This is a genomic window from Mesorhizobium newzealandense (genome assembly GCF_042682145.1).
Taxonomy (GTDB): Bacteria; Pseudomonadota; Alphaproteobacteria; order Rhizobiales; family Rhizobiaceae; genus Mesorhizobium; species Mesorhizobium newzealandense.
Genome location: NZ_JBHUGZ010000030.1, coordinates 438,591 through 464,698, shown reverse-complemented (window position 1 = coordinate 464,698; position 26,108 = coordinate 438,591). Strand labels below are relative to the sequence as shown.

Here is a 26,108-nt window from a genome sequence, read left to right as displayed (position 1 = left end):
GGTTTTGGGAAAACCCGATGCTCCGCGCTATAACGCGGCTCATGGAGTGGGGCGAAAGACATGCCGATTACGCTGCTTGACGGAATTCTCGTCGGCTTCACCCTGGTCTCGGCGATGCTCGCCATGGTTCGCGGCTTCTCGCGCGAAATCCTGTCCGTCGTCTCCTGGGCAGCGGCGGCAGCGGCGGCGTTCTTCTTCTACAAGCCGGTCCTGCCCTACCTCAAGCCGTACATCGACAACGAAAAGATCGCCATGGCGGCCGCCGCCGGCATCGTCTTCGTCATCGCGCTGATCGTCGTCTCGGTCATCACCATGAAGCTCGCCGACTGGATCATCGATTCCAGGATCGGCGCACTCGACCGCACGCTGGGCTTTCTCTACGGCGCTGCGCGCGGCATTCTGGTCGTTGCCGTCGCGCTGCTGTTCTTCAACTGGCTGGCTGGGGCCAAGGCACCGGCCTGGGTCACGGATGCCAAGTCGCGGCCGTTGCTGGAGCAGATCGGCGCCAAGCTCGAAAGCCTGCTGCCCGAGGATCCCGAAAACGCCATCCTCAAGAAGCTCAACCCGAATCAGCCGGCTACCGAGACCCCCGCGGCCCCCGACGCACCGGCGGCGGACGCTCCAGCGGGTGGCGACGATGCCAATACGCCGGCGCCCGACGACAATGACGCCGCAACGCCGCCCGCGGACAACGCCCCGGCCAATCCAGCACCGGCGGCACCGGCGAACTGACGCCGGAAAAGGGCGTCGAGAACTGACGATGGTGTGAACGGCTGCACGGTGCGCGTTGCTTTCGACGCGAACCCGCACTATATGGCGATTTTAGCGGAGCTTAAGATGGCAGACGCAGACGACGTGCTTTCCGCCGAGGCCGACGACCATTTCCACGACGAATGCGGCGTGTTCGGCATTTTCGGCCGGCAGGACGCGGCAGCCATCGTCACGCTGGGCCTGCATGCGCTGCAGCATCGCGGCCAGGAAGCGGCCGGTATCGTTTCCTATGACGGCAGCCAGTTCCACGTCGAACGCCATGTCGGCCTGATCGGCGACACCTTCACCAAGCAGCGCGTCATCGACAGCCTGCAAGGCAACCGCGCCATCGGCCATACGCGCTACGCCACGACGGGCGGCGCCGGCATGCGCAACATCCAGCCCTTCTTCGCCGAGTTGGCCGATGGCGGCTTTGCCGTCGCCCACAACGGCAACCTGACCAACGCCATGACCGTGCAGCGCGCGCTGCAGAAGCAGGGCGCGATCTTCTCCTCCACCTCCGATACCGAGACGCTTTTGCACCTCGTCGCCACCAGCAAGGAGCGCGATTTGAACTCGCGCTTCATCGACGCGGTGCGCCAGGTCGAGGGAGCCTTCTCGCTGGTGGCGATGACATCGAAGAAGATGATCGGCTGCCGCGATCCGCTCGGCATCCGGCCGCTGGTGCTCGGCGACCTCGACGGCGCCTGGATCCTGGCGTCCGAAACCTGCGCGCTCGACATCATCGGCGCGCGCTTCGTGCGCGATCTCAAGCCCGGCGAGATGGTCGTCGTCACCGCCAAGGGCATCGAGAGCCTGTTTCCGTTCGAACCGCAGAAGACCCGCTTCTGCATCTTCGAATATGTCTATTTCGCCCGGCCGGATTCCTCGGTCGAGGGCCGCAACGTCTACGAAGTGCGCAAGCGCATCGGCGCCGAACTGGCGCAGGAAAGCCCGGTCGAGGCCGACATCGTCGTGCCGGTGCCGGATTCGGGCACCCCGGCGGCGATCGGCTTTTCCCAGGCAGCCGGTATTCCCTTCGAGCTCGGCATCATCCGCAACCACTATGTCGGCCGGACCTTCATCCAGCCCGGCGATTCGATCCGCCACATGGGCGTCAAGCTCAAGCACAACGCCAACCGCCGCATGATCGAGGGTAAGCGCGTGGTGCTGGTCGACGACAGCATCGTGCGCGGCACCACCAGCCAGAAGATCGTGCAGATGGTGCGCGACGCCGGCGCCAAGGAAGTGCATATGCGCATCGCTTCGCCGCCGACGCGCGCCTCCTGCTTCTATGGCGTCGATACGCCGGAAAAATCGAAGCTTCTGGCATCGCGCATGTCGGTGGAAGAAATGGCCGAGTTCATCCGGGTCGATTCGCTCGGCTTCCTCACCATCGACGGCCTTTATCGCGCCGTCGGCGAGGCCGGCCGCGACAACGACCAGCCGCAATTCTGCGATGCCTGCTTCACCGGCCAGTACCCGACCCGCCTGCTCGACTTCGAAGGCCACGACAATGTGCGCACGCTGTCGCTGCTGGCGACGAGCGGGTTGTAGGATTGCCGGACCGTCCCTTTCCCTAGCCAGATTTCCGGAATCCATCGCATGACCCTCGACCTTACCGGCCGCGTTGCGGTCGTCACCGGCGCCTCGCGCGGCATCGGCTATTTCATCGCCAAGGAACTGGCTGCAGCCGGCGCGCATGTCATCGCGGTGGCGCGCACCGTCGGCGGCCTGGAAGAGCTCGACGACCAGATCAAGGCGGCCGGCGGCCAGGCGACGCTGGTGCCGCTCGACCTCGCCGACATGGCCGGCATCGACCGGCTGGGCGGGGCCATCCACGAGCGCTGGGGCAAGCTCGACATTCTCGTCGCCAATGCCGCCGTGCTCGGCGTCATCTCGCCGATCGGCCATGTCGAGGCCAAGACCTTCGAGAAGGTGATGACCATCAACGTCACCTCGACATGGCGGCTGATCCGCTCGGTCGACCCGTTGCTGCGGCTCTCCGACGCCGGCCGCGCCATTTTGCTATCTGCCAACTCGGCCCACTCGGCGCGTGCTTTTTGGGCGCCCTACGCTGCATCAAAGGCTGCGGTCGAGACGATGATGCGCTCCTGGGCGCATGAGACGGAAAGCCTGCCGCTCAGGGTCAACGCCGCCGACCCCGGCGCCACCCGTACCGCGATGCGGGCGCAGGCGATGCCTGGCGAGGATCCGGCGACGCTGCCGCACCCTTCGGAGATCGCCAAACGCATCGTGCCGCTGGCCAGCCCCGACCTGAAAGAGACCGGACTGATCTTCCAGGCCAAGCACAACCGCTTCGTCGCCTATCGCCAACCGGAATAGCTGCTTTTTGCCGGAAGATTTTCGGCACCGCCGACGTTCTTCGAATGTCAGACATTCGAACCTTGAACGGAGGACCATCATGCGCAGACTGCTTCTCACCACCGCCGCCGCCCTGATCGCAGCCGCGGGCGCCGCCTATTCGCAAGGTGCAACTATGAGCTTCTTCGTCACCAGCGTCGGTTCAGACAAGGGTGCCGACCTCGGCGGCCTCAAGGGTGCCGACGCGCATTGCGCCTCACTGGCGGAAGCCGCAGGCGTCACCGGCAAGACCTGGGCCGCCTATCTGTCGACCAGCGACACCGACGCGCGCGACCGCATCGGCAAGGGGCCGTGGGTGAACGCCAAGGGCATGAAGATCGCCGACGACGTCGCCTCCCTGCACAGCGACACAAACGGCATCACCAAGCAGACGGCGATGAACGAAAAGGGCGAGGTGGTCAACGGCCGCGGCGACACGCCAAACCGGCACGACGTGCTGACCGGCTCCAAGCCCGACGGCACGAGGATCGCCGACCAGACCTGCGGTGACTGGACGATGAGCGGCGCCGAAGGCGCGGCCATGATGGGCCATCACGACCGTACCGGCCTCGACGATTCAGCGGCCGCCAAATCCTGGAACTCGTCGCATGCCTCGCGTGGCGGCTGCAGCCAGGAGGCGCTGAAGGGCACCGGCGGCGACGGCCTTTTCTATTGTTTTGCCACCAACTGAGCCGACTGGGTTTCGAAAATCGGGGCTAAGACGCACCGTCACATCACGCGGCTGTGATGCGACGGCGGAAGGTTGCGCGGCGGTCATGCTTTCGTCATTTCGGCGGAGTTGATAGGATCCCAACGACTCCCGCAACAAACGCCCTGGCTGGGCAGAACAAGGAAATCCCCCATGGCTTCGACCGTAGCGTTGGTCTGGTATCTGGTAATCGCCGGCCCGCAGGGCGGCATGGTCGTGCTGCCCAGCACCTTCGACAAGCGCGAACAATGCACCGCCGCCATCACCGAATATCAGAAGCAGCCGACACCGACCGGCTGGTCGGTGCAATGCGTGCCGAGCGCCTCGCCCTTCACCGACGAGGGCGATGCGGAAGAGCCGGCGGCACAGTAAGCATCAGGCGCACGAGATCCGCGGCCCGGCGGCCGTGGATCTCGTGGCGTTTCAGCGCCCCGCGCTCACCGTAAGCTCCGGCTTCTGGTTGATGGTCTGGAACACCACGCAATAGCGTTCGGTCAGCTTCAGCAGCGAATCTATCCGCTCCTGCGGCTCATCGGTGTCGAGACTGAATTTGAGCCGGATGGCGCGAAAGCCGACCGGCGCATCCTTGGCGACGCCGAGCGTGCCACGAAAATCGAGGTCGCCTTCGGCCTCCACCGTAGCCGCGCCGAGCTTGAACTCCAGCGCCGTCGCCACCGCCTTCAGCGTCACCCCGGCGCAGGCCACCAGCGCCTCCAGCAGCATGTCGCCCGAGCAGAGTTCAAGCCCCGAGCCGCCGGTTGCCGGATGCAGTCCAGCAATAGCAATCGCCCTGCCCGTCTCCACCTTGCAGGCAACCGACTGGTCGTCGATCGAGCCCCTTGCCTTCAGCGTGATCAGCGCCTGCGAAGCGTCGTCGCGATAGGCCTGCTTCAGCGGCGCCTGCATGGCCTTCAGTTCGGTGGCATCCATGTTTCTACCCTTTTTCGTCAGTTGGTTTCACACCGCGATCGAGACAGGGCGGTTGTCTACAACAAGCTCGGCAGCCCGCCACAGAGCCGCCAAAGAGCAATTCGACAGATAACGTTCCAGAAATGGATTCTTGCCACAACCGCCAACTAAAGTCGCCGTCGAGTTTGTTTGGAGGGGGCGGCATTGATTGGAAAAGGGCTGTTGCATGCGCTGTCGGCTGCGCTCGGAGCGCTAACGGTCTTATGAGAGCAGCGTGCTTTGGGAGCGCGCCCTTCTTGACTATGGTCGCGGCGCTCGTGAAGCACCGCCCAAGATCAGCTCGATGTTTTGACTTTCCTGCGCCGGCATCCTGCGTCGTCGGACTTTGTGAAACCGGAGCATGCTTCGACCGCTGACAGGCAGGAAGGAGGACGCTGCATTTCCTTTGACTTCGATCGCCTCGGCCATACCTATGCGACAGTCGTTCCCGGAGGCGTCATGCGTACCAGGCTGAAACTCATTCCCGCCATCCTGCTGATACTCACCGCTCTCGTGCAACCCGTCTTGGCCGAAACAGCCGAGCGCCCTGCGCCGACGGATGGCGTGCTGTCGTTGCTGCCGCCCGCGCAGACCACGGACCATTCGATCAACGTCGCCGGGCGCAGCCTGCAATATCAGGCTACGGCCGGCACGCTGTCGCTGCTTTCCGGCAAGGGCGAGGTCACGGCGGAGATCTTCTATGTCGCCTACACGCTGCGATCGCCGGCGGGCGCGGTGAAAGACTCGCGGCGCCCGATCACCTTCGTGTTCAACGGTGGCCCGGGAGCGGCGTCCGCCTATCTGCATATCGGCGCGCTCGGGCCGCGCGTGATAGCCACCGGAACTGAGGGGGAATTTCTGCCTTCGCCGCAAAAACTCATCGACAATCCGGACAGTTGGCTCGACATGACCGACCTCGTCTTCGTCGATCCGGTCGGAGCCGGCTACAGCCGCGAGGCACCGGGCCAGGACACGCACGACTTCTGGGGTGTCAACCAGGATGCCAGTTCAATGGGGGCTTTCATCCGGCTCTATCTTGCTCAGAACAGCCGCACCGGATCTCCGTTCTTCCTCGCCGGGGAAAGCTATGGCGGGTTCCGGGCGGCGCTGCTCGCCAGGACACTGCAAGAGGATATCGGCATCAGTCCAAGCGGCATCGTTTTGATCTCGCCAGCGCTCGAATTCATGCTTGTCCAGCCCGACGAATTCGAGCCGCTGCATTGGGCGCTCGAACTCCCCTCGCTGGCGGCGGTGCGCCTGCACGCCGAAGGCATTGGTGGCGATGCGCTGCGGGAGAAGCTCGCCGAGGTCGAGCATTATGCGTTGGGCGATTACCTTGCGGCTCTCGCCAGCGGGCTGGAGCAAGGCGGGCGGCTGGCGAGCCGGCGCGTGGCGGAGATCACCGGCCTGCCGCTCGACCTCGTCCAGCGGAACTTCGCCCGCATCCCGACCGGCCTGTTCGCAAGGGAGTTCGCCCGCGCCAGCGGCAATGTGCTCAGTCCTTATGACGGCACGATCGCGACTGCCGATATCGCGCCGGAGAGCGCCGGCATTGCCGGTCCGGATCCGGTGCTCGACCGCAGCGTCCCGGCACTGACCTCGGCTTTCGTCGGCTACGCCCGTGAAGAACTGAATTTCCACACCGATATCAGCTACCGGTTGCTCAACAGCGATATCAGCCACAATTGGGATTACGGCATCTCGCGGCAAGGCTATGCCGGCGTGATGGATGATCTGCAGCGAGCGCGCTCGCTGAACCCTGCGCTCGGCGTGGTCATCGTCAATGGCTACACCGACCTTGTCACGCCTTACCTGGCTTCGCGCTACCTGGTGAGCCAGATCCCGTCACTCGCCAATGCCAAGCCCATCCGTCTCGATGTCGTCGAGGGCGGGCACATGATGTATTTCAGACCCGACGGTCGTCGCGCGCTGAAAGAGGCCGCTTCGGAACTCTACCGGGCGACGCAGTAAGGTCGCAACGCAGCTCGCCGAGGAACCCCTGCCCCAACGCAAGCATGAGGCTGGCGTAGCGCTGCGCTGGCTTTCGCCCGTATAGCTTGCTGCCAGAGCGCTGACTTCCCAGGCTCTTACATCGCTCCTCGCAGCATTTCTGTCGCCTTCCGCACCTTTGGTCCCGCGCCTTATGGCCGATATCGCCATTCTCGAAACACGCGAAAGGGTTCTTGCCGGAATCCTGCTGACTGGCGCTGCCTATCTCCTGTTTTCGACGCAGGATGCCTCGATCAAGCTGCTGGTCACCGGCATGACGGTCTGGCAGATCATGTTCTTCCGCAGCATCGCCATCCTAAGTGCCTGCGCGGCGATCGGCGGGCGGCAGCTGTTTGCCGACACGGTGCACTCGCCGATCGTGCGGCCGATGCTGGTGCGCAGCGCCTTCACGCTCGCAGCCTGGCTCTGTTACTACAACGCCGCCCGCAGCCTGCAGCTTGCCGAACTGACCACCGTCTATTACGCGGCCCCGATCATCGTCACCGTGCTTTCGGTGGTGATGCTCGGCGAAAAGGTGCCGATTCTGCGCTGGCTGGCGGTGCTGATCGGCTTTGCCGGCGTCTTCGTCGCTTGCGATCCGACCCATCTCGGCCTGTCTGTCCCGGTGCTGCTGGTGCTGGCAGCCGCTTTCTTATGGGGTATAGCCATCGTGCTCTTGCGCAGGACCGCGCTGTCCGAGCGCTCGATGATCCAGCTCCTGCTCAACAACTTCTATTTCCTGGTGTTTTCGGCGGGGCCGGCGCTGCTCTGGTGGCAGACGCCGGACTGGACCCAGTTGCTGCTCCTTGCCAGCGTCGGCGCGCTCGGCGGGTTTGCACAATATCTTCTCTTCGAAGGCATGAAGCGAACGCCGGCTTCGATCCTTGCACCGCTCGAATACACATCGCTGTTGTGGGCGTTCGCGCTCGGCTTCGCGATCTGGGGCGACGTGCCGCGTCGCGAGGTGTTTCTGGGTGCTGCCCTCATCATCTCCGCCGGGCTGCTGATTGTCGGCACCGAGCATTTCCGCAAACGGCTATGAAGGGGATCGCCGTCACTGCTGACGCTACGATGTCAGGACGCAACGGCATAGACTGGCAGCATGACTGACATTGCAGCCCCGACCGACAGCACCGCCGAACGCACGCTGGGCATCCTGCTGGTGTCGTCATCGGCGGCGGTGTTCGGCCTGACCGGGGTGCTGACCAAGTCGATCCATGCCGACCCGCTAACCATCATCTGCTGGCGTGGCTTTGTCGGCTCGATCCTGGTCGCTCTCTATGTCTTGTGGCGGCGCCACCGCTCCGGCGGACGCGAGACCCTGCGATTGGGCTGGCGTGGCTGGCTGCTGGCGGTGGAAGGGGCGCTGGCCAGCATCGCCTTCATCTCGGCCTTCAAGTTCACCTTCGTCGCCAACGTCGCGGTCATCTACGCCACTGCGCCTTTCGTCACCGCGCTGCTGGCCTGGGTTCTGACGCGTGAACCGTTCCGATTGCAGACGATGGTCGCCGCCGCCGTGTCGCTGTGTGGCGTGGCCATCATGATCTGGTCCGGCTTCGGCACCGGCAATCTGTTCGGTGACGGACTGGCGCTGCTTATGACCATCGGCAGCGGCCTCTACATGATCATGGTGCGCGCCTTCCGCGACACGCCCGTGGTCTGGGCCGGCGCGGTCTCAGCCTTCCTGTTGTTCGTGCTCGGCTGGTTCGTCACCGATCCACTGGCGGTTTCAACAAGGGACGCCGTTCTGCTCGTCACCTTTGGTGCCTCCTTCGCGCTGTCCTCAATCCTGTGGACGGAAGGCGCGCGGCTCATTCCAGCCGCCGAATCCGGGCTGCTCGGCTCGGCTGAAGTGCCGTTCGCGATCCTGTTTGCCTTCCTGTTCCTCGGCGAGGTCGCACCAGCCGCCAGCATGATCGGCGGCGCCATTGTGCTGTGCGCAGTGTTTGCCCATGCGGGGCGGGATTGGCTGATGGCCCGCTCGCAACGCATGGCGTCAAATATTTCTTAAAAAAAGTGACACAGTCACGGAACCATCATCCGGGTCATGCATTGTTGCTGCGACGGGCCACCCCCAAGTCCCCCCAAACCCCTCGGCCCGTCCCACTTCGAAGCCGACCGCAAGGTCGGCTTTTCTTTGTCGTTTAATCCTCCGCAAGACCGGAACTCGTCGATTCAGCCGCGGAGCCCGGGCAGAGCCAGGTCACCGCTGAGCAGTGCCGCCAGATCGGCTGCCGGACCACCGGCACCGGCGCGCAGCCGAATGGCGAACTCAGCCATCGGCACCTGTGGCAGGCCAAGTTCGCGCGGGGCTTCGACAATGCCGGAATGGGCGAAGCGCGCCGTTCGCAGCGTCAGCGCAACACCCGCATTCACCGCCGTGCGCAGGCCGGCCAGGCTGGCGCTGCCGGCGGCGATGCGGTAACGGCGCCCGGCCGTATCGAGTGCGGCAAGCGCGGCTTCGCGAAAGCCGCAATAGGGATCGAGCAGCGCCAGCGGCAATTCTTCCTGCCGCGAGGCCAGCCCCATCTGCGAACACAGCCATATCATCGGCTCGCGCAGCACGCCGACTTCGTCCGGCGTAGCGGCCTGACGCATGACGATCGCCAGATCGAGCCCACCGGACTGCAGCGCTTGCGCCAGTTCGGCGGAGCGGCCGACACGCAATTCGATCCTGACGCGCGGATGACTGACGGCGAAGGCGCGCAGCAGATCCGGCAAACCGCTGTCGGCGAAATCCTGCGTCGTGCCGATGGCAACGCGCCCGGCAGCCCGTGCCCCCTTCAGCGCCAGCCACGCCTCGCGATGCGCCGCCAGGATACGTCTTGCATGGCCGACGAGATCCTCGCCTGCCTTGGTCAAGCCCCGGCCCCGGCCTTGCGGCGCCAGAAGTGGCTCGCCGACGATTTCCTCCAGCCGCTGCATCTGCGCGGTGACCGCCGAGGGTGAACGGCCGACGCTTGAAGCCGCCTGCGCCAGCGAGCCGCTGTCGACGAAAGCGAGAAAAGTCTTGAGCAGATCGGGATCGAGCGTTTCCATAATTCGATAATATCGAATCTTCAGTTAAAAACAATTCGATTTTTTTGATTCAATGATGGTGACATGCTCCTTCCAACGGCGATCGGATGCCGCTCAAACCAAGGAGAACAAAAATGCCCATCATCAACATCAGCGTCACCGGCAAGCCCGACGCCGCCCTGTCCGCCAGCATCGCCAGGGAAATCACCGAGATCACCGCCACGCAGTTGCGCAAGGATCCGACAATTACCGCGGTTGCCGTATTCTACATCGATCCGCAGCACTGGTTCGCCGGCGGCAAGTCACTTGCCGAGCACGGCACCAAGACGTTCTGGCTCGACATCAAGGTGGTCGACGGCACCAACACCAAGCTCGAGTTGGAAGCCTATCTGAAGGCGATCTTCGACGCCTTCGGCCGCCTGCTGGGCGGCGTGCACGAGGAAAGCTATGCCTTCGTGCATGAAGTGCCGGCAGCCGCCTATGGCTATGGCGGCAAGACGCAGGAGTTTCGTTTCATCAGCGGGCGGTTGAAGGCGGCGTGAGCTGCGGTTTCCCTTCTCCCCCTGTGGGGTGAGCGGCCGGTTCGCGGAGCGAATTCATCGTGCCGGTGGCACGATGAAAGGCCTGCGAACGCTGGGTCGCTGCAAAGCAGCGGGGACCCGGCAGGTGGCCGTCCACCACCCGGCCCTTCGCAGGCTCAGGGCGTTCGAAGTTCGAAAAGCCAAGCAATTGGCTTTTCGTTCGCCGCGCGGACCACTTCTCACCCCACAAGGGGGAAGGCAAGTGGCGTATTCATCCGCATTGACGTTGCTCCCACATCGTCTAGGTTCTGGCCGAAGCGGCCGCAAAAGAGCCGCGATGCTAAAATCGTTGGGAGAGAAGCGGCATGATCCTGACACTGGCGCTGCTTGCGGGTCTCGTTCTGGCCTGGCTGCTGATCGGCGTGGTGGAGAAATTCCGCCTCGGCCTGCGTTTCACCCAGGCACTGCTCTATGTGCCGTTCAAGCTCGCCTACCGGATCGAGGACAACCGCATCAGGATCGCCCGCAAGGCGCAGGTTCCCGTCATCTACGTCATCTCGCATCAATCGCGTTTCGAGCCGGCGCTGATGCTGTCGCTGCTGCCGGACGACACACTGCATATACTCGACGATGTCTCGGCACGGTCGCCGTGGCTCGAACCGTGGCGCGAGCTTGGCCGCACCATCGCCTTCAACGCCGAACATGTCTTTGTCAGCCGCCGTCTGGTGCGCGTTCTGAAGGGTAAGGGGCGGCTTGCCGTCTATTTGCCGGACGCGGTCGAGCCTGACGTCAAGACATTTCGGCTGTTTCGTGCTGTCACCCGCATTGCCATGCAGGCCGACGCCAGCATTGTGCCGATCTTTGTCGGCGGTGCGCGCAGCCTGCCGGTGTCGCTGACGCCGGCGGACAAGGCGCCGCGGCACTGGTTTCCGCAGCTGTCGATCAGCGTGCTGGAGCCGATGACCATCGCCGAATTGATGGCACGCAACCCCGACCAGGCTTCGAACACCAACACGCTATTCGACCGCGTCGCCGAGGCCCGGCTTTTCGGCACCGACCTCGATCGTGGCCTGTTCCTGGCCATGCGCGACGCCGCAGCCCGTGTCGGCGCCTCGCACCCGATCATCGAGGATGTCATCTCCGGCGCGCTGAGCTACCGCAAGATGTTCATCGGCGCCCGCGTCCTAGGTCGCCGGTTCGAGGCGGTGACGGCGCCGGGCGAGGCGGTCGGCCTGCTGCTGCCCAACGCCAATGGCGTGGTGCTGTCATTTGTCGGCCTGCTGTCGGCCGGCCGGGTGGCGGCAATGATCAACTACACCGCCGGCCCGGCCAGCGTGACCGCCGCGGTGCGCACGGCGGTGATCCGCACGGTTGTCTCCTCCCGCGCCTTCGTCGAGAAGGCCGACCTCGCCGACATCGTCGCGGCGGTCGAAAAGGGCGGCGCCAGGCTGCTTTGGCTGGAGGATGTGCGCGAAGGCGTCACCGCGCTGGAGAAGCTTGCCGCCGCCTTGCTGTGGCGATTGCCCCTGCAGCGGCAGGATGCGGCCAGGCCGGCGGTGATTCTGTTCACCTCGGGTTCGGAAGGCACGCCCAAGGCGGTGGTGCTGTCGCACAAGAACCTGCTCGCCAATGCCATGCAGGCCGAGGCGCGCATCACCATCTCGCCTGCCGACATCCTGCTCAACGTGCTGCCGGTGTTCCACTCCTTCGGCCTGACAGGCGGTACCATCCTGCCGCTGGTCACCGGGGTAAAACTGTTCCTCTACCCCTCGCCGCTGCACTACAAGATCATCCCCGAGGTGGCGCGCAAGGTGAAGCCGACGATCATGTTCGGTACCGACACCTTCCTCGCCAATTATGCGCGCACCGCCAAGGACGGCGATTTTTCCAGCCTGCGCTTCGTCGTCGCCGGCGCCGAGGCGGTGAAGCCGGAAACCCGCCGCGTCTATCGCGAGCGCTTCCAGGCCGAGATCATCGAAGGTTTCGGGCTGACCGAGGCCGCACCCGTGGTTGCCGTCAACACCGCCATCCATGGCCGTGACGGCACGGTCGGGCGGCTGCTGCCGGCGATGCGCATGAAGCTGGAGCCGGTCGAGGGCATTTCCGACGCCGGTCAATTGTGGCTCGACGGACCCAACCTGATGATGGGCTACATGACATCGGACCGCCCCGGTGAATTGCAGCCGCTGACCGGCTGGCACGACACCGGCGACATCGTTAACGTCGACCGCGAAGGCTTCATCACCATTCGCGGCCGCGCCAAGCGCTTCGCCAAGATCGCTGGCGAGATGGTGTCGCTGGGCGCGGTCGAGATGCTGGTGCAGTCGCTGTGGCCGGAAGAACGCCATGCGGCGGTGGCGGTGCCGGACAAGAGGCGTGGCGAACGCATCGTGCTGGTCACCACCGCCGACGATGCCAATCCCGACGAGTTGCGCAAATTCGGCAAACAGGCGGGTGCCGCCGAACTGATGGTGCCGAACGACATCGTGAAAGTGGAAGAAATTCCGGTGCTGGGTTCCGGCAAGACCGACTATGTGTCGACGAGAAAGCTGGCGATCGACAGGCTGGGGCTCGGCGTCGCGGCCTGAAACTCCAAAGACCTGATCGAGAATTCGAGAACCGCTACCCGATGTCCGAAGGCGGCACCTTCTCGCCCTCCCGCTTGGCGCGCTTCGAATAGGCGCGCACGCTGAACGGCAGGAAGAGCAGATAACCGGCGACCGAGGCGGTCAGCGTGTACCAGGGATAGGTCATCAGCAACAGCACGTAGAGCACGACAGCCAGGATGATCGGTAGCACCTTGTCGCCCGGAATTCTCAGGCTTTTGCCGGAATAGACCGGCAGCCGGCTGACCAGCAGGAAGGCAACCAGGACAGTGAAGCCGGTGGCGACGAAGGCAGCCGGGCGACTGGGCTCCAGACCCGTGCGCAGGAAATAGAGATAGAGCGGCAGCATCACCAGCACGGCGCCGGCCGGCGCCGGCACGCCGACGAAATATTCGGACTGCCACATGGGGCGTTCGGCCTTCTCGTCATCGAGCACGTTGAAGCGGGCAAGCCTGAGCCCGCAGGCGATGGCGAACAGAAGTGCTGCGATCCAGCCCGGCGATCCCGCGCGGTCGAGCAGGAAGGCATAGAGCACCAGGGCGGGCGCAACACCGAAGTTGACGATGTCGGCCAGCGAATCCATCTGCGCGCCGAATTTGGAAGTCGCCTTCAGCATCCGCGCCAGCCGCCCGTCAATGCCGTCGAGGAACGCCGCGAGCAGCACCATCACCACCGCCGGTTCGAAGCGGCCTTCGAAGCCGAAGCGGATGCCGGACAGGCCGGCACAGATGGCAAGCACGGTGACGAGGTTGGGCAGCACCATGCGCATCGGGATTTCGCGGATGCGCGGGCCGCCGCTGGCATGCGCTTCGAATTTTTTATATTGCGTGCCCACCGGTCAGGAAATCCGCACAAGGGGGGTGCCGGCGACCCCGCCGAATTCGGCCAGCACGGTTTCACCGCCGACCGCCGTCTGGCCAACGGCAACGCGCGGCGTAGCGGTCAGGGGCAGGAACACGTCGACGCGCGAGCCGAAGCGGATCAGGCCGAAACGCTCGCCAATGGCGATCGAGCCGCCGGCCTCGGCCCAGCAGACGATGCGCCGCGCCACCAGGCCAGCGATCTGCACAGCGGCGACGGTGCCGTTGGGGCTCTCGATGACCAGGCCGTTGCGCTCGTTCTCGGTGCTCGCCTTGTCGAGTTCGGCGTTGAGGAATTTCCCCGGCCGATGTTCGATCTTGGCGATACGGCCGCGCACCGGGGCGCGGTTCACATGGCAGGAAAACACGTTCATGAACACCGAGATGCGGGTCATCTCGACATTGCCGAGGCCGAGTTCGCGCGGCGGCACCGCCGGTCCAACCGCCGAGATGATGCCATCGGCCGGGCTCACCACAAGGCGGTCGTCGACCGGCGTGACACGCTCGGGATCGCGGAAGAAATAGACGCACCAGGCCGTCAGGATGAGGCCGATCCAGAACAGGATCGAGGAGAAATAGCCGAGGAAGAGCGTAGCCGCGCCAAAGGCCGCGATAAAGGGATAGCCCTCGCGATGAATCGGTACGAACGCGTTCTTGACCGTATCGACTAGGCTCATCGGGCTGGGGCAGGCTCCGTTTCAAGTCCGGCCTCAATAGCCGAAAGCCCACTTCGCCGCAACGCAACAATCGGCAAGGCGGCATTGGCCGCAACTGGCATGGGGGCGATGCGCTTGCCTGCCTGCATCATTGCCGCCAGAATTCAGGCTACCGCCAGGTAGTAGCCCGGAGAAAAGACCGACTGCCCATGATCCGACACCTGAACGGGGCGAACCTTGATGCCAGGCGATGGGCAGCCGTGAATACGGTTCTGGCCGCATTGCTGGCATCGAATGGCAGCGCAATGGCGCAAGCCAAGCCATCCTTCGACTGCGCCAAGGCCGCCAGCGCGGCGGAAAAGGCCATCTGTGCCGACCCTACCCTGGCGCAGGCCGATGCCGATGTCGCGAAGAACTACGCGGCGGTGATGAAGATGCTCGATCCTCATGCCGGCAAGGCCTTGCGGGACGACCAAAGCGATTTCATCTTGTATCGCGACCAGATCGCCGGCTTCAACGAGAACACGCCCAAGGACAAGCAGAATTTCGATCTTGGCGAATTCCTGCGCGACCGCGCGGCCTTCCTCGCCGGCATCCGCAAACCGGCCGACAGCGGTTTCATCGGCACATGGAGCAGCGTTCGCGGCACGGTCGAGATCAAGGCGGCCGGCGCCGGCAAGCTCGAAGTATCGCAAGAGGTCGCCAATCCCGTCTCCGGCAGTGGTTCGTGCGAAATCGGCGGCACGGTCAAGGTCCGCAAGGATTTGCGGCTTGTCGACACCGACGACAACGACAAGCCGACTGGTTTTGTTTTCACATTCCGTCGCGATGGCGATGCGCTCGTCGTCGAACAGAGCGGCGGCAAGGACGGTATGTCGGAACCTCCTTCATGCGGCGCCAACGGCCATGCCGATGGCATTTTTTTCCTGGGCGAAAAACAGTAGGGCTGCTGTAGGGGATCCGCCCCCTCGCCCGTCCTTGGTGAGACAGCGTCATTCATGGCCTTTCGGCGCGATGACGCGCAACCAGGAGATCCCGCAAATGCAGCAACAACCGATCCTCCAAGCGCATCTCGTTACTGCTGGCCTCGCCTTTGGCGAATCGCCGCGCTGGCATGACGGACGGCTGTGGGTCTGCAATTGGGGAACCGGCGAGATCATCGCCATCGATGCCGACGGCAACCGCGAGATCGTGCTCACCGTGCCGGCCGTCCTGCCCTATTCCATCGACTGGCTGCCGGATGGCCGCCTGCTCGTCGTCTCAGGTCGCGAGGGATTGTTGCTGCGGCAGGAGGCCGATGGGAGGCTCGTCACCCATGCCGATTTGCGGGGCCTGTCGAAAAGCCCGTGGAATGAGATCGTCGTCGACGGGCGCGGCAACATCTACGTCAATGGCGGCGGACCGGCGCCGGCTCCCGGCCAGCATTTCGGACCCGGCACCGTCGTGCTGATCACACCGGACGGCGCGGTCCGGCAAGTGGCTGAAAATATCGCCTTTGCCAATGGCATGGCGGTGACCCCGGACAACAGGACGCTGATCGTCGCCGAATCGCACGCCAACCGGCTGACCGCCTTCGACATCGCCGCGGACGGTACCTTGTCCAACCGCCGCGTCTGGGCCGATCTCGATGGTTTTCCCGACGGCATTTGCCTCGATGCCGAAGGCGCCGTCTGGTATGCGGACGTGCCCAACAAGCACTGTGTGCGGGTACGCGAAGGCGGCCAGGTGCTGCAGACCGTCACTATCGATCGCGGCTGCTTTGCCTGCATGCTGGGCGGTGCGATCGGGAAAACGCTGTTCATCGCCGCCGCCGAATGGCGCGGCTTCGAGCGTATGGTCAGCGACGCCCGCACCGGCCAGGTGCTCAGCGTTGAAGCGCCGGCACCTGGCGTCGGCTGGCCGTAGAAGCCTTACTTACACGCTGGGTATCCGCTGATAGTTGGCGATGTCGGCCCGAACGCCGAGCCGGGCGATCGTCTCCTGCGGGTTGAAGGCAATGCGCTCGTGCGCGGCCTTGACGATCGGAACGACCCGGTCGACGGCCGCCTGGCTTTCCCATTCGACGATCGTGACGAGGTTGAATTCGCCCGGCCCCGAGAATTGCTCGAGCAGGAAATCCTGCACGAAGCCATCCTGCCGGCGCAGCAGTTCATGCGTCGTCCTGACCTTGGCGAGTATCTCCTCGCGGGCGGCGGCCGGGACCACGAACTTGTCCACTCGGAACACGCTGCCGCCGTTAACACTCTGATTTGTCTTGCTCATTTTCGATTTGTTCCGTTCTTGAATGCTCTTGTTATCGGGCTCCAAGATCGGTCTACGATCTCAACTTAAGTTGAGGTCAAGCGCAGAAAATCAGTTTGCCTTCAATTCACCTCCGACGTGCGGCGGCGGACGATGACGCCAAGCTCGTCGCCCTCGCGGGCGATGCGCAGCCGCTCCTCGGCCTCGGTCGCTTCGCGCTGGCGGTCCCACATCGAGGCGTAGAGGCCATGCTTGCGCATCAGTTCGGCATGGGTGCCGCGCTCGGCGATCTGGCCGTCCTGCAGCACGATGATCTCGTCGGCCGAAATCACCGTCGACAGCCGGTGGGCGATGACGATGGTGGTGCGGCCACGGCTGACCAGATCGAGCGCGGCCTGGATCTCCTGTTCGGTGTGGCTGTCGAGCGCCGATGTCGCTTCATCGAGCATCAGGATCGGCGGCGCTTTCAAAATGGTGCGGGCGATCGCCACGCGCTGCTTCTCGCCGCCGGAGAGCTTCAGGCCGCGTTCGCCGACCATCGACTTGTAGCCGTCGGGCAGCCGCTCGATGAACGGGCCGATCTGGGCAAGTTCGGCCGCCTTGCGCATGTCCTCCTCGCTGGCGCCGATGCGGCCATAGCGGATGTTGTAGGCGATGGTGTCGTTGAACAGCACCGTGTCCTGCGGCACCATGCCGATCGCTCCGCGCAGGCTCTCCTGGGTTACGTCCCTGATATCCTGACCGTCGATCAGCACCTGGCCGGCCTGGACGTCGTAGAAGCGGAACAGAAGCCGCGAGATCGTCGACTTGCCGGCGCCCGACGGCCCGACAATGGCGACCGTCTTGCCGGCCGGCACCTCGAAGCTGATGCCCTTCAGGATCTTGCGGTTCGGGTCATATGAGAAATGCACGTCGCGGAACTCGACCTTCCCGGCGCTGACGGCGAGCGGGCTGGCGTCCAGCTTGTCGACGATCTCCTTCGGCACATCCAAAAGGTCGAACATCTGCTCGATATCGGTCAGCCCCTGGCGGATTTCGCGGTAAATGAAGCCGATGAAATTGAGCGGCACCGACAGTTGCATCAGCATGGCGTTGATGAAGACGAAGTCGCCGACCGTTTGCGTGCCGGCCTGCACCTCCAGCGCCGACATGCACATGACGATGACGGTGCCGAGACCGAAGATGATACCCTGGCCAAAATTCAGCCAGCCGAGCGAGGTCCAGATCCTGGTCGCGGCGATCTCGTAGCGCGCCATCGAGCGGTCGAAGCGCTCGGCCTCCATGCCTTCGTTGTTGAAATATTTGACGGTCTCGTAGTTGAGCAGCGAGTCGATCGCCTTGGTGTTGGCGTCGGTGTCGCTGTCGTTCATGTCGCGGCGGATCGAGATGCGCCAGTCGCTGGCGCGCACCGTGAACCAGACATAGACCCAGACGGTGACCGCGACGACGACGACATATTTCCAGCCATAGGTGTAGGCGAAGATGCCGGTGGTCAGTCCGAATTCGAGGATGGTCGGCGCAGTGTTGAGCATGATGAAGCGCACGATCGTCTCGATGCCCTTGGTGCCGCGCTCGATGATCCGCGACAGGCCGCCGGTGCGCCGCTCGAGATGGAAGCGCAGCGACAGTTCGTGCATGTGGACGAAAGTGCGGAAGGCGAGTTGGCGCACCGCGTATTGGCCAACGCGGGCAAACAGCGCGTCGCGCAGCTGATTGAAGCCAAGCTGCACCAGGCGCACGACATTGTAGGCGACGACCAGCATGACGGGCGCCAAAAGGAAGGTCGGCAACGGCGGCACGGACTTGGCGTCGCCGGCCAGTGCGTCGGTCGCCCATTTGAAGAAGTAGGGGCCGGCGACCAGCGTCAGCTTGGCGACGACCAGCAGAAGCGTCGCCCAGGTGACCCGTGCCCTGAGATCGGCGCGGTCCGCCGGCCACATGTAAGGCCACAGGTTGAGCAACGTCTTGAAGGTCGAGGAGTCGGAGACGGTTTTATCGGCCATTTCTTGTGCCTTCTTCTTATTTTCAGCGGCCGGAGCAGCAGGAATTGACGAGCGCGGCGACCGATGCGGAAACGTCAGCGAGCGCGGCGTGGTCGACCGCATAGCGCGAGCGCTGGCGATCAGGCTCGAAGCGGACCAGCCCAGCCTCGACCAGTATCTTCAGATGTTGTGACACGGTGGACTGCGCCAGATCGAAACGATCGACGACTTCGCGGCAGCAACAGGAGTTGCTGGCCGAAAGATGCTTTATGATTTCGATGCGTGCCGGGTGCGAAAGAGCGGCAAGCCGGGCGGCAACGGTGCGGCTGTCCGGGGCGCAGTTGCGCAGCGCAGGGTCTGTTTCGAAGGGGGATTCGGTCATCGTCCATCGGCGATAAACGATGACCGGGTCTGCGGCAAGCTCCCCTTATGGGCAGATTGGCTGCGATGTCATGAAACGCGGGTGTCGAACCAATCCAGCACCAGTTGTGGGTTCTTCCCGAAGTAGTTGTAACCTTCGAAACGCTGGTCCGTCCCTTCGATCCAGAACAGTTTCTTGTCCCTGGACGAGATGGTGTCGTAGATCTCCTGCACGTTAGAGGGCTTGGTCAGGAAATCATCGTGGACCTGCGCGACGAGTGTCGGAACCGTCACCGCGTTGGCATACTCCATCGGCCAGACGTCAGCGAGGTGGAAGCCCGTCTGCTTGTGAAAAGCCACGTCGAACAGTTCGACACCATTTGCGATTTTCTGGTTCTCCATCGCCGTCTGGACGAACACTGCCGGCGACACCGGCTGCAGGGCGATCATCGCCTTGATGTGGGCGAATTCTTCCGGGTGCTTCTTCATGCCCACGATCGTCGCATTGGCGCCCAGGCAGCGGCTGTAAAGGGCCGTCTTCATGTCCTTGGTATCGGGCCGGGATTTGGCGTAGTGCAATGATCCGATCACGTCACGATATTCCAGCACACCGTGGCCATTGATGCCGCCGCTGCCCGTTCCACTGCGGCCGTGGTTGCGCATGTCGTAGGTGATGATGTTGTAGCCGGCATCATGCAGGATCTTGTATTCCGGCAGGAAGTTCACCTCGAAGCCGCCGAAATTTGTCCAGGGCTCCAGATGGCCCGGATAGCCGTAGCGATTGCAGGGCATGGGGTGATTGAAGATGAGCAATTTGTCGGAGTCGGCGGGAATGAACCAGCCCTCGATCGTCACACCGTCAATCGCCGGGAAGAAAATCTCCTCGTACTCCAGGCCGTATTCGTGCGGCCACCGCAGAATTGGCGTGCGGGTCGAATGCGCCATCAAGTCAGCCATGCCATTGATGAACTCTTGGGATTTTGCGTCGGTCATGGTTGCACCTGTTGTCGTTTGGTTGTCTGCAGCCGTTGCAACTGCAGATGAGGCGGCGATGATGGGAAGAGCGGCGAGCGCCGCGCCGGCCTTCAGAAGCTGTCGGCGGCTATTCGAGGGGGCGCCTTCCTGCTGAACGGTAGTGTCGCGCTGGTTGCCCATGTGGGTCTCCTAGACTGTTGTTGAAGCGTCGATATCGGCGGTAATTTGAGCAGTAGGGTGCGATGATCGTCGCACCGCGCCCTAGTCCGTGGTCACTGCTTGGGGGCGGCAAAGCCTTCGGTGATGATGACCGAGCCGTCGGTCGAGGCGACGCGGAACTTCCGCGCAGCCGTATATTCCGGCGAGTTGTAGAAGCGCTGGGCGTCAGCCAGGCTCGGGAACTCGGCGATGGCCATGACCTTTTTCGGCTGGCCTTCCACAGCGGTCGTGTTGAGGTTGAAGACGATGATCTTGCCACCGAATTTCGGAGCCAGCGGACCCGCCTCCTCCATGTATTTCTTAAACCCGGCCTGATCGTTGATCGTGTAGTTGGCGATCATGTAGCCGGGCGCCTGCGAATTCTGGGCATTGCCGGTTGCGGCAAGAGCGATAGTGACGGCCGCCGCTGCGGCCGCGCCGATGACAAGCTGCTTCATGGTTTGATTTCCTTCTTGAGTTGGAGAGATCAGAACGAACCGTCTGTCGACGTGGACAGATCCGCGTAGACGCGCAGTTCCTCGAGGCGCCCTTCGAGCACCGGTTTGAATGCCGCAAGCGCATCGCTGCCGGCCAGGAACTGCCTTGGCGGATTTTCCATCCCAGCGAGCCTCACGAAGACGTCGCCGAGCCTGGCCGGATCACCCTGCTGCTTGCCGTCGTAGCCGGACCACATGTCTTCGGCGCGGCCTTCGTCAGCGTAGTCCGCGATGGTGCTGGCGCTATACTTGGCGTGCCGCGCAGCGAGGAGGTCTGTCCGGAAGAAGCCCGGTGCGACCACCACGATCCTGATGCCGAACTGTTCGACCTCCTGGGCCACCGAAAGGGAAAGGCCTTCGACGGCAAACTTGGCGGCGCTGTAGGCCCCGCAGTGCTTGAAGCCCATGACCCCAGCAAGCGAACTGATGTTGATGATCCGGCCCGACCGCTGTTTGCGCATGACCGGAAGGACAGCTCGCATGACATGAATTACGCCGTAGAGATTGGTCGAGATCAGCCCCTCGATCTGGGCGCTGCTCAACTCTTCGAAATTACCGAGCAGGCTGTAGCCGGCGTTGTTGACCAGAACGTCGATGCGGCCGCATGCCTTCATCGCCTCGTCGACCGCGGCCTTCGCCTGAGCCTCGTTGGCGACGTCCAGCTGGACGAAGGCAAGCTTGTCTCCTGCCAGGTCGCTCAGCGCGTTGCGGACCTTGTCGAGATTGCGGCCGGTCGCGATGACCCGATCGCCAGCCTTCAGGGCCGACCTGACAGTTGCGGCGCCGATGCCGCTGCCGGCACCTGTGATGAACCAAACCTTGTTCATTTCTAACTCCTGTTTTCGATGAACAGGAAGGTAGGCCACGCCGCTCTATCCGATTAGCCGGCACAATCCGCATGTAGTTAGAAATGGGATAGATAAATGGCAAGTCGCGTTTCAGAACCGCATCGCCAAGTCGCACTAACCTCTGTAACGAAGCGCTTCGACCAGAACGGCGAAGGCTGGCGTATGTTGTCGTCTGCTTGGATAGTAGAGGTGATAGCCGGAGAATGGCGGGCACCAATCCTCCAGCACACGGATCAGACGTCCGTCGGCAACGTGCCGGGCAACCTGAGTTTCGAAAGTGTAGACCAGCCCCAGTCCGCCGAGGGCAGCGTTTACCAGCATCTCATTGTCGTTGATGACGAGCGACCCGCTGACCCGGACCTCAAGCTCGACGCCATCGCGCTCGAACTCCCAGGCATAGAGCCCACCCCCTGCGCTCTGGCGGTAGCTGACGCAATTGTGGTTGCTCAAATCACGCGGCGTTTGTGGGACCTCACGGGTGGCAAAGTAGGTTGGGGAGCCGACCACCGCCATGCGGATATCGGCGCTCACCCGAACCGCAACCATGTCTTTCTCGACCTGCTCTCCGACGCGGATGCCCGCGTCGAATCGCCCGGCGACAATGTCGGTGAGCCCTTCATCGACATTGATCTCGACAGCGATGTCCGGATATTCCGGCAGGAGCTTCAGCAGGACAGGCCAGAGCACCGTTCTTGCCGCATGGCGGAAGGTGGTGATGCGGATCGTACCCGCAGGCCTGTCACGAAGTGCGGTGAGCTGAGCGATTTCATTGTCTATATGGTCGAATGCCGGACGCAGGCTGTGAAGCAGCCTTTCTCCGGCGTCGGTCAGTGACAGACTGCGTGTCGTTCGTGAGATCAATCTGACTTTGAGCCGCTCCTCGAGCATGCGGACGGCATAGCTGAGTGCCGACTGGGACAGACCAAGCTTTGCGGCGGCACGTGTGAAGCTTCCCTCTTCGGCGACCGCGATAAACATGGCCAGCTCGCTGAAATCGCCTTTTCTCATTTATAAGCCTTGCTTCTGACTGCTCGCCGATTATAGCGCTCAATCGGCATGTTCGTCCTTAGCTATTTGTTCCCCCACGGCCGCTGCCGAGCGTGCTGGACGCCTGGCTGATCGCGGCCGAAGTGACCGAGAACACGGATCGTCACTTGGCGATCGGTCCGTGAGTGGGGAAGGGATTGGGTCGCGGGCACGCGCAGCGCGCCACCGACTGCTTCAAAACCTCGAGCCACGCCCTTCCTCAGCTGATTGTGCAGACATTCAGCCGAAGGGATCAGACTTTCTTGTGAGAAAGGGCGTCTCGCCTCGCGATGGAGGCGAGCGCCATAGCTCAATGCGATCAGTTGGTCTTGGGCGGCGCTGTCGTCGCCTGCTCGCCCAGCGACTTGAGGTCGGCGGCTTCACCTTCCTTCGACTTTTCCGGGACCTTGAACACCTGCCCGGGCCAGATGCGGTCGGGATCGCTGATCTGGTCCTGGTTGGCGAGGTAGATGGTCGAATAGCGTACGCCATGGCCGTAGACGCGCCGCGAAATCCGCCACAGCGTATCGTTGCGGCGGATGATGACGGCGCTGCCGGCATGCTCGAGCTTGGGCGCCACCGTCTCGGGCACATCGCCTGGCGGCGTTGCCGCCGCAACGGCCGGAGCCGCAGTGGCGGGCGCTGCCGGCATCGCTGGCGCTTCGGCAGCGGCGGTGGCCGGCGCGGCAGGTGCTGGAGCGGCAGGCGCTTCGGCGGCAGCCGGCGCGCCCGGCTTCGGCTCGGCGGGCTTTGCTTCGGCGGGTGCCACGGCGGAGACCGTTTCACCCGGCTCGCGCTCGAACGGTACGGCGGCGCGGGCCACCACTTTCACCCCGTCGTCATCGAAACCGTCGACATGGATGGTGTAGCTGCCGACCGGAATGTCGCGCGTCGCCTCGACCAGGAAGTGGCCGTCCGGCGACGTCTGCGCGTCACCGAGCAGGATGTCGTTGGCATAGGCGCGCACCTTGCGGCCGGCATCGGCGAGACCGGCAACAAAGATCTTGTTGCCGTCGATCTCGACCGCTTCGACGACGATCTTGGGTTCGGCCACTGATCCCGCGGGCGGCGTAACCGGTGTCGCCGGGGCGGCTGGTGCCGGAGCAGCAGTTGCAGGGGCTTCGGCTGCAGGAGCAGCCGGGGCGGCAGCCTGGTCGCCGGCGGCCGGTGCGGCTGGCTTTGTCTCGGGCGCCGGAACGGTGAGCAGTTCGGCCGGCTTGCCCGGCTCCTCGACCATAGCCAGCACCTGGCCGGCCGCATCCTTGGGAACCGAAACGACGGCGGTCTGCGCCGAGGCGGTCACGACATCGCCCGTGGTCGAACGCAGTGCAATTGTATAGTCGCCGGGTTTCAACGGATCGTCGAGCACGATGACAAAGGCGCCATCAGGGCCGGCGACCGTCGAGCCGAGCACGGTCGTGCCGTTGAGGATCTCGACCTTCGAGTTAGGCGCCGCATTGCCGGCAATGACGATAGAGCCATTGCCCTCGACGCGCACCACATCGAAGGACGGCACGATCGGACCGGCCGTAGCGGGCGCTGCTGGGGCCGTTGCCTGGGGCGCCGTGGCGGGAGCGGCCGGGACCGCCGCTGGCGGCAGCCGCGCTTCCGTGCCTGGATCGGCCGGTTTCGGCGCCGCGGGCGGCGTCAGTGCTGCCACTTCCGCCGGCGGCGTGTGATTGAGATACGGGTCGAGTGCGCCCGATACATAGGCGGTTCCTGCAGCCGCAACGGTCCCACCCGCCGCGAACAAGAACGCCTTCAGTGGATTAATTGCCATTTCCCTACCCCTTAGCCACCTAATGCCGGTCTAGCCTGTTTTGCCAAGACCGACAAGAAAAAGCCCGCCCGGGCTTGACCGCGCTTTCAGACCCAATCACCAATCATCAGTATGAACACGATTCGATCCGTCTGCGTCTATTGCGGCTCGTCTCCGGGCCGCGATGAAACCTATGCCAAGGCCGGTCACCTGCTTGGGCGCTCGCTTGCGCGCTCCGGCCTCAGGCTGATTTATGGCGGCGGCACCAAAGGCATCATGGGCGCTGTCGCCGAGGGCGCCCTGCGTGCCGGCGGCAAGGTGACGGGCATCATTCCGCGCTTCCTGATCAACAAGGAGGCGACCGAAACCGCGCTTGACCGGCTCGACGAGCTCGTGATCACCGACAACATGCACGAGCGCAAGCACAGGATGTTCGAAAAATCCGACGCCTTTGTGGCGCTGCCGGGCGGCATCGGCACGGTCGAGGAGATCGTCGAGGTCATGACCTGGGCGCAGCTCGGCCATCACCGCAAGCCGATCGTCTTCGGCAACATCGGCGGATTCTGGGATCCGATGCTGGCGCTGCTCGATCACATGGCCGCCGAGGGCTTCATCCACACCGCGCAGCGGGTCAAGCCGCTGGTGGTCAACGACCCCGAAGCAATCGTCGCCGCCATCATGGTGGCAGGCTCGTCCGTCGACGCCCCGACCGAGGGCGTGCAGTCGGTGATCGACAAACTCTAGGGGAATAAGGGAGTAGGGCAGTAAGGCAGGAAGGCAGTATGAATTTGCGCGGAATGGTTCGCCCTACTGCCCTACTGCCCTACTGCCCTACTGCCCTACTGCCCTACCGCCCTACCCTCTTCCCCAGCAGCCTGCCGCAAGCCGGCAATGACCGCACGGCGATCATGCCGCCGCCACGCCAGATGAATGGAAACCGTTCGTTCGAACCATGGCAGGTCGCGAAACACGATCCGTGACGGTGCGGCGGCACGCAGGCTGGCCTGCACCGTCGCCAGGCCAAGACCGGCGCTGACCAGACCGAGCGAGGTCAGCGGATCGGCTGTCTCGTAGGCGATGTCGGGCAGGAAGCCGGCCTTGGCGCAGGCCGCGAGGAACTGGCCGCGGTTGGTGTCGTCGGGCTGGCGCACGACGGTGATCCAGGTGCGGCCGTCGAGGTGGTGCGGCCTGATGTCCGACAACCCGACAAGCGGATCATCTTCGGGGATCGCAAGCACCAGCGGTTCGTGGCGCAGCGCCATGGCTGCGACATCAGGGTCATCGTCAGCCGGCGGCGAATAGACGAAGCCCAGATCGAGCGACCGCTGCCGCAGCCCCTCCAGTTGCGCCGCCGACCGCAGGCTTCGCAACTGAAGGTGAAAATCGGGCCGTTCGCGGCGGAACTGGCGCAGCATCCCGGCGACAAGCCCGGCATGCACGGCGCCTTCGACATAGCCGACGGCGAGACGGCCGACGGCGCCGCTGGCCAGGTTGCGGCCGAACTCCTCCAATCGTCGTGCATTGGACAGCAGCGAGCGGGCCTCGGTTAGGAAGGCACGGCCTTCGGCGTTGAGATGGACCCTTTGCTTTGCCCTTTCAAACAGGGAAACGCCAAGCTGCTGCTCGAGTTGCATGATCTGCCGGCTGAGCGGCGATTGCGAGATATGCAACATTTCGGCGGCGCGGCCGACATTGCCGGTTTCGGCGACGGTGACGAAATAGTGCAGCTGGCGCAGGTCGAACATTTTTTCTCCGATGCTGCAAGTCACTTCAGGTCTCAACTTTAGCCTAATCAGTCTTG

26 protein-coding genes are annotated in these 26,108 nt (G+C 63.7%); 13 read left to right on the top strand and 13 right to left on the bottom strand.

The window, feature by feature from the left end; genetic code table 11:
• Nucleotides 1-60: 60 nt before the first annotated feature.
• The 5 genes from ACFSOZ_RS36265 to ACFSOZ_RS36245 all read left to right on the top strand — a co-directional run bounded on the left by ACFSOZ_RS36265 (nucleotide 61) and on the right by ACFSOZ_RS36245 (nucleotide 4,195).
• On the top strand, nucleotides 61-732 hold the full coding sequence (locus tag ACFSOZ_RS36265; RefSeq protein ID WP_379106259.1) for a CvpA family protein: 672 nt from the start codon (nucleotides 61-63) through the stop codon (nucleotides 730-732).
• A 105-nt stretch (nucleotides 733-837) separates the two neighbouring features.
• Nucleotides 838-2,307 carry an amidophosphoribosyltransferase gene (gene purF / locus ACFSOZ_RS36260; RefSeq protein WP_379106257.1) on the top strand — a complete coding sequence of 490 codons (1,470 nt, stop codon included), beginning with the start codon at nucleotides 838-840 and terminating at the stop codon, nucleotides 2,305-2,307.
• 48 nt (nucleotides 2,308-2,355) lie between these two features.
• Nucleotides 2,356-3,096, top strand: coding sequence for an SDR family NAD(P)-dependent oxidoreductase (locus tag ACFSOZ_RS36255; RefSeq protein ID WP_379106255.1), 741 nt, complete (start codon nucleotides 2,356-2,358; stop codon nucleotides 3,094-3,096).
• Nucleotides 3,097-3,175: 79 nt separating this feature from the next.
• Nucleotides 3,176-3,805, top strand: coding sequence for a hypothetical protein (locus ACFSOZ_RS36250; RefSeq protein ID WP_379106254.1), 630 nt, complete (start codon nucleotides 3,176-3,178; stop codon nucleotides 3,803-3,805).
• Between the two features lie 171 nt (nucleotides 3,806-3,976).
• Complete coding sequence (locus ACFSOZ_RS36245; protein WP_111549227.1) at nucleotides 3,977-4,195, top strand: hypothetical protein; 219 nt, start codon at nucleotides 3,977-3,979, stop codon at nucleotides 4,193-4,195.
• A 51-nt stretch (nucleotides 4,196-4,246) separates the two neighbouring features.
• Here ACFSOZ_RS36245 and ACFSOZ_RS36240 read toward each other — a convergent pair whose 3' ends face one another.
• Entirely contained in the window at nucleotides 4,247-4,753 is a 507-nt protein-coding gene (locus tag ACFSOZ_RS36240) for an OsmC family protein (protein WP_379106252.1), read from the bottom strand.
• 477 nt (nucleotides 4,754-5,230) lie between these two features.
• Here ACFSOZ_RS36240 and ACFSOZ_RS36235 point away from each other — a divergent pair, with 477 nt between their 5' ends.
• The 3 genes from ACFSOZ_RS36235 to ACFSOZ_RS36225 all read left to right on the top strand — a co-directional run bounded on the left by ACFSOZ_RS36235 (nucleotide 5,231) and on the right by ACFSOZ_RS36225 (nucleotide 8,771).
• The gene (locus tag ACFSOZ_RS36235) at nucleotides 5,231-6,742 is read left to right on the top strand and encodes a S10 family peptidase (RefSeq protein ID WP_379106250.1); all 1,512 of its coding nucleotides are present in this window, start codon (nucleotides 5,231-5,233) and stop codon (nucleotides 6,740-6,742) included.
• 172 nt (nucleotides 6,743-6,914) lie between these two features.
• Nucleotides 6,915-7,802, top strand: coding sequence for a DMT family transporter (locus tag ACFSOZ_RS36230; protein ID WP_379106248.1), 888 nt, complete (start codon nucleotides 6,915-6,917; stop codon nucleotides 7,800-7,802).
• Nucleotides 7,803-7,862: 60 nt separating this feature from the next.
• Nucleotides 7,863-8,771, top strand: a complete 909-nt coding sequence (locus ACFSOZ_RS36225) for a DMT family transporter (RefSeq protein WP_379106246.1) — start codon at nucleotides 7,863-7,865, stop codon at nucleotides 8,769-8,771.
• Between the two features lie 164 nt (nucleotides 8,772-8,935).
• On the opposite strand, the gene ACFSOZ_RS36220 is transcribed toward ACFSOZ_RS36225, so the two are convergent.
• Nucleotides 8,936-9,799 carry a LysR substrate-binding domain-containing protein gene (locus ACFSOZ_RS36220; protein ID WP_379106244.1) on the bottom strand — a complete coding sequence of 288 codons (864 nt, stop codon included), beginning with the start codon at nucleotides 9,797-9,799 and terminating at the stop codon, nucleotides 8,936-8,938.
• Between the two features lie 113 nt (nucleotides 9,800-9,912).
• On the opposite strand from ACFSOZ_RS36220, the gene ACFSOZ_RS36215 reads away from it, so the two are divergent.
• Entirely contained in the window at nucleotides 9,913-10,320 is a 408-nt protein-coding gene (locus ACFSOZ_RS36215) for a tautomerase family protein (RefSeq protein WP_379106241.1), read from the top strand.
• 344 nt (nucleotides 10,321-10,664) lie between these two features.
• Nucleotides 10,665-12,887, top strand: a complete 2,223-nt coding sequence (locus tag ACFSOZ_RS36210; protein ID WP_379106238.1) for an AMP-binding protein — start codon at nucleotides 10,665-10,667, stop codon at nucleotides 12,885-12,887.
• 34 nt (nucleotides 12,888-12,921) lie between these two features.
• On the opposite strand, the gene ACFSOZ_RS36205 is transcribed toward ACFSOZ_RS36210, so the two are convergent.
• On the bottom strand, nucleotides 12,922-13,740 hold the full coding sequence (locus ACFSOZ_RS36205; protein WP_379106236.1) for a CDP-alcohol phosphatidyltransferase family protein: 819 nt from the start codon (nucleotides 13,738-13,740) through the stop codon (nucleotides 12,922-12,924).
• A gap of 3 nt (nucleotides 13,741-13,743) precedes the next feature.
• Entirely contained in the window at nucleotides 13,744-14,442 is a 699-nt protein-coding gene (locus ACFSOZ_RS36200) for a phosphatidylserine decarboxylase (RefSeq protein WP_027045332.1), read from the bottom strand.
• Between the two features lie 239 nt (nucleotides 14,443-14,681).
• Between ACFSOZ_RS36200 and ACFSOZ_RS36195 the strand changes: the two genes are divergently transcribed.
• On the top strand, nucleotides 14,682-15,365 hold the full coding sequence (locus tag ACFSOZ_RS36195; RefSeq protein WP_379106232.1) for a lysozyme inhibitor LprI family protein: 684 nt from the start codon (nucleotides 14,682-14,684) through the stop codon (nucleotides 15,363-15,365).
• Nucleotides 15,366-15,462: 97 nt separating this feature from the next.
• Nucleotides 15,463-16,326: an SMP-30/gluconolactonase/LRE family protein gene (locus ACFSOZ_RS36190; protein WP_379106230.1), complete on the top strand. Its 864-nt coding sequence runs from the start codon at nucleotides 15,463-15,465 to the stop codon at nucleotides 16,324-16,326.
• A 9-nt stretch (nucleotides 16,327-16,335) separates the two neighbouring features.
• Here the strand turns inward: ACFSOZ_RS36190 and ACFSOZ_RS36185 are convergent, their stop codons facing one another.
• The 8 genes from ACFSOZ_RS36185 to ACFSOZ_RS36150 all read right to left on the bottom strand — a co-directional run bounded on the left by ACFSOZ_RS36185 (nucleotide 16,336) and on the right by ACFSOZ_RS36150 (nucleotide 24,328).
• The gene (locus ACFSOZ_RS36185; protein ID WP_379106228.1) at nucleotides 16,336-16,683 is read right to left on the bottom strand and encodes an antibiotic biosynthesis monooxygenase; all 348 of its coding nucleotides are present in this window, start codon (nucleotides 16,681-16,683) and stop codon (nucleotides 16,336-16,338) included.
• Nucleotides 16,684-16,784: 101 nt separating this feature from the next.
• Nucleotides 16,785-18,665, bottom strand: coding sequence for an ABCB family ABC transporter ATP-binding protein/permease (locus tag ACFSOZ_RS36180; RefSeq protein ID WP_379106226.1), 1,881 nt, complete (start codon nucleotides 18,663-18,665; stop codon nucleotides 16,785-16,787).
• A 22-nt stretch (nucleotides 18,666-18,687) separates the two neighbouring features.
• The gene (locus ACFSOZ_RS36175; protein ID WP_379106224.1) at nucleotides 18,688-19,026 is read right to left on the bottom strand and encodes an ArsR/SmtB family transcription factor; all 339 of its coding nucleotides are present in this window, start codon (nucleotides 19,024-19,026) and stop codon (nucleotides 18,688-18,690) included.
• Nucleotides 19,027-19,094: 68 nt separating this feature from the next.
• Nucleotides 19,095-20,159, bottom strand: coding sequence for an alpha/beta hydrolase family protein (locus tag ACFSOZ_RS36170; RefSeq protein WP_379106222.1), 1,065 nt, complete (start codon nucleotides 20,157-20,159; stop codon nucleotides 19,095-19,097).
• A 92-nt stretch (nucleotides 20,160-20,251) separates the two neighbouring features.
• On the bottom strand, nucleotides 20,252-20,635 hold the full coding sequence (locus ACFSOZ_RS36165; protein ID WP_379106220.1) for a DUF1330 domain-containing protein: 384 nt from the start codon (nucleotides 20,633-20,635) through the stop codon (nucleotides 20,252-20,254).
• A 29-nt stretch (nucleotides 20,636-20,664) separates the two neighbouring features.
• A complete protein-coding gene (locus ACFSOZ_RS36160; protein WP_379106217.1) occupies nucleotides 20,665-21,501 on the bottom strand; it encodes an SDR family oxidoreductase in 837 nt (278 codons plus the stop codon).
• A 135-nt stretch (nucleotides 21,502-21,636) separates the two neighbouring features.
• On the bottom strand, nucleotides 21,637-22,530 hold the full coding sequence (locus tag ACFSOZ_RS36155) for a LysR family transcriptional regulator (RefSeq protein WP_379106215.1): 894 nt from the start codon (nucleotides 22,528-22,530) through the stop codon (nucleotides 21,637-21,639).
• Between the two features lie 337 nt (nucleotides 22,531-22,867).
• Nucleotides 22,868-24,328 carry a LysM peptidoglycan-binding domain-containing protein gene (locus ACFSOZ_RS36150; protein WP_379106213.1) on the bottom strand — a complete coding sequence of 487 codons (1,461 nt, stop codon included), beginning with the start codon at nucleotides 24,326-24,328 and terminating at the stop codon, nucleotides 22,868-22,870.
• A 111-nt stretch (nucleotides 24,329-24,439) separates the two neighbouring features.
• On the opposite strand from ACFSOZ_RS36150, the gene ACFSOZ_RS36145 reads away from it, so the two are divergent.
• Nucleotides 24,440-25,051, top strand: coding sequence for an LOG family protein (locus ACFSOZ_RS36145; RefSeq protein WP_379106211.1), 612 nt, complete (start codon nucleotides 24,440-24,442; stop codon nucleotides 25,049-25,051).
• Nucleotides 25,052-25,146: 95 nt separating this feature from the next.
• Here the strand turns inward: ACFSOZ_RS36145 and ACFSOZ_RS36140 are convergent, their stop codons facing one another.
• Nucleotides 25,147-26,052: a LysR substrate-binding domain-containing protein gene (locus ACFSOZ_RS36140; protein ID WP_379106209.1), complete on the bottom strand. Its 906-nt coding sequence runs from the start codon at nucleotides 26,050-26,052 to the stop codon at nucleotides 25,147-25,149.
• Nucleotides 26,053-26,108 lie beyond the last annotated feature (56 nt).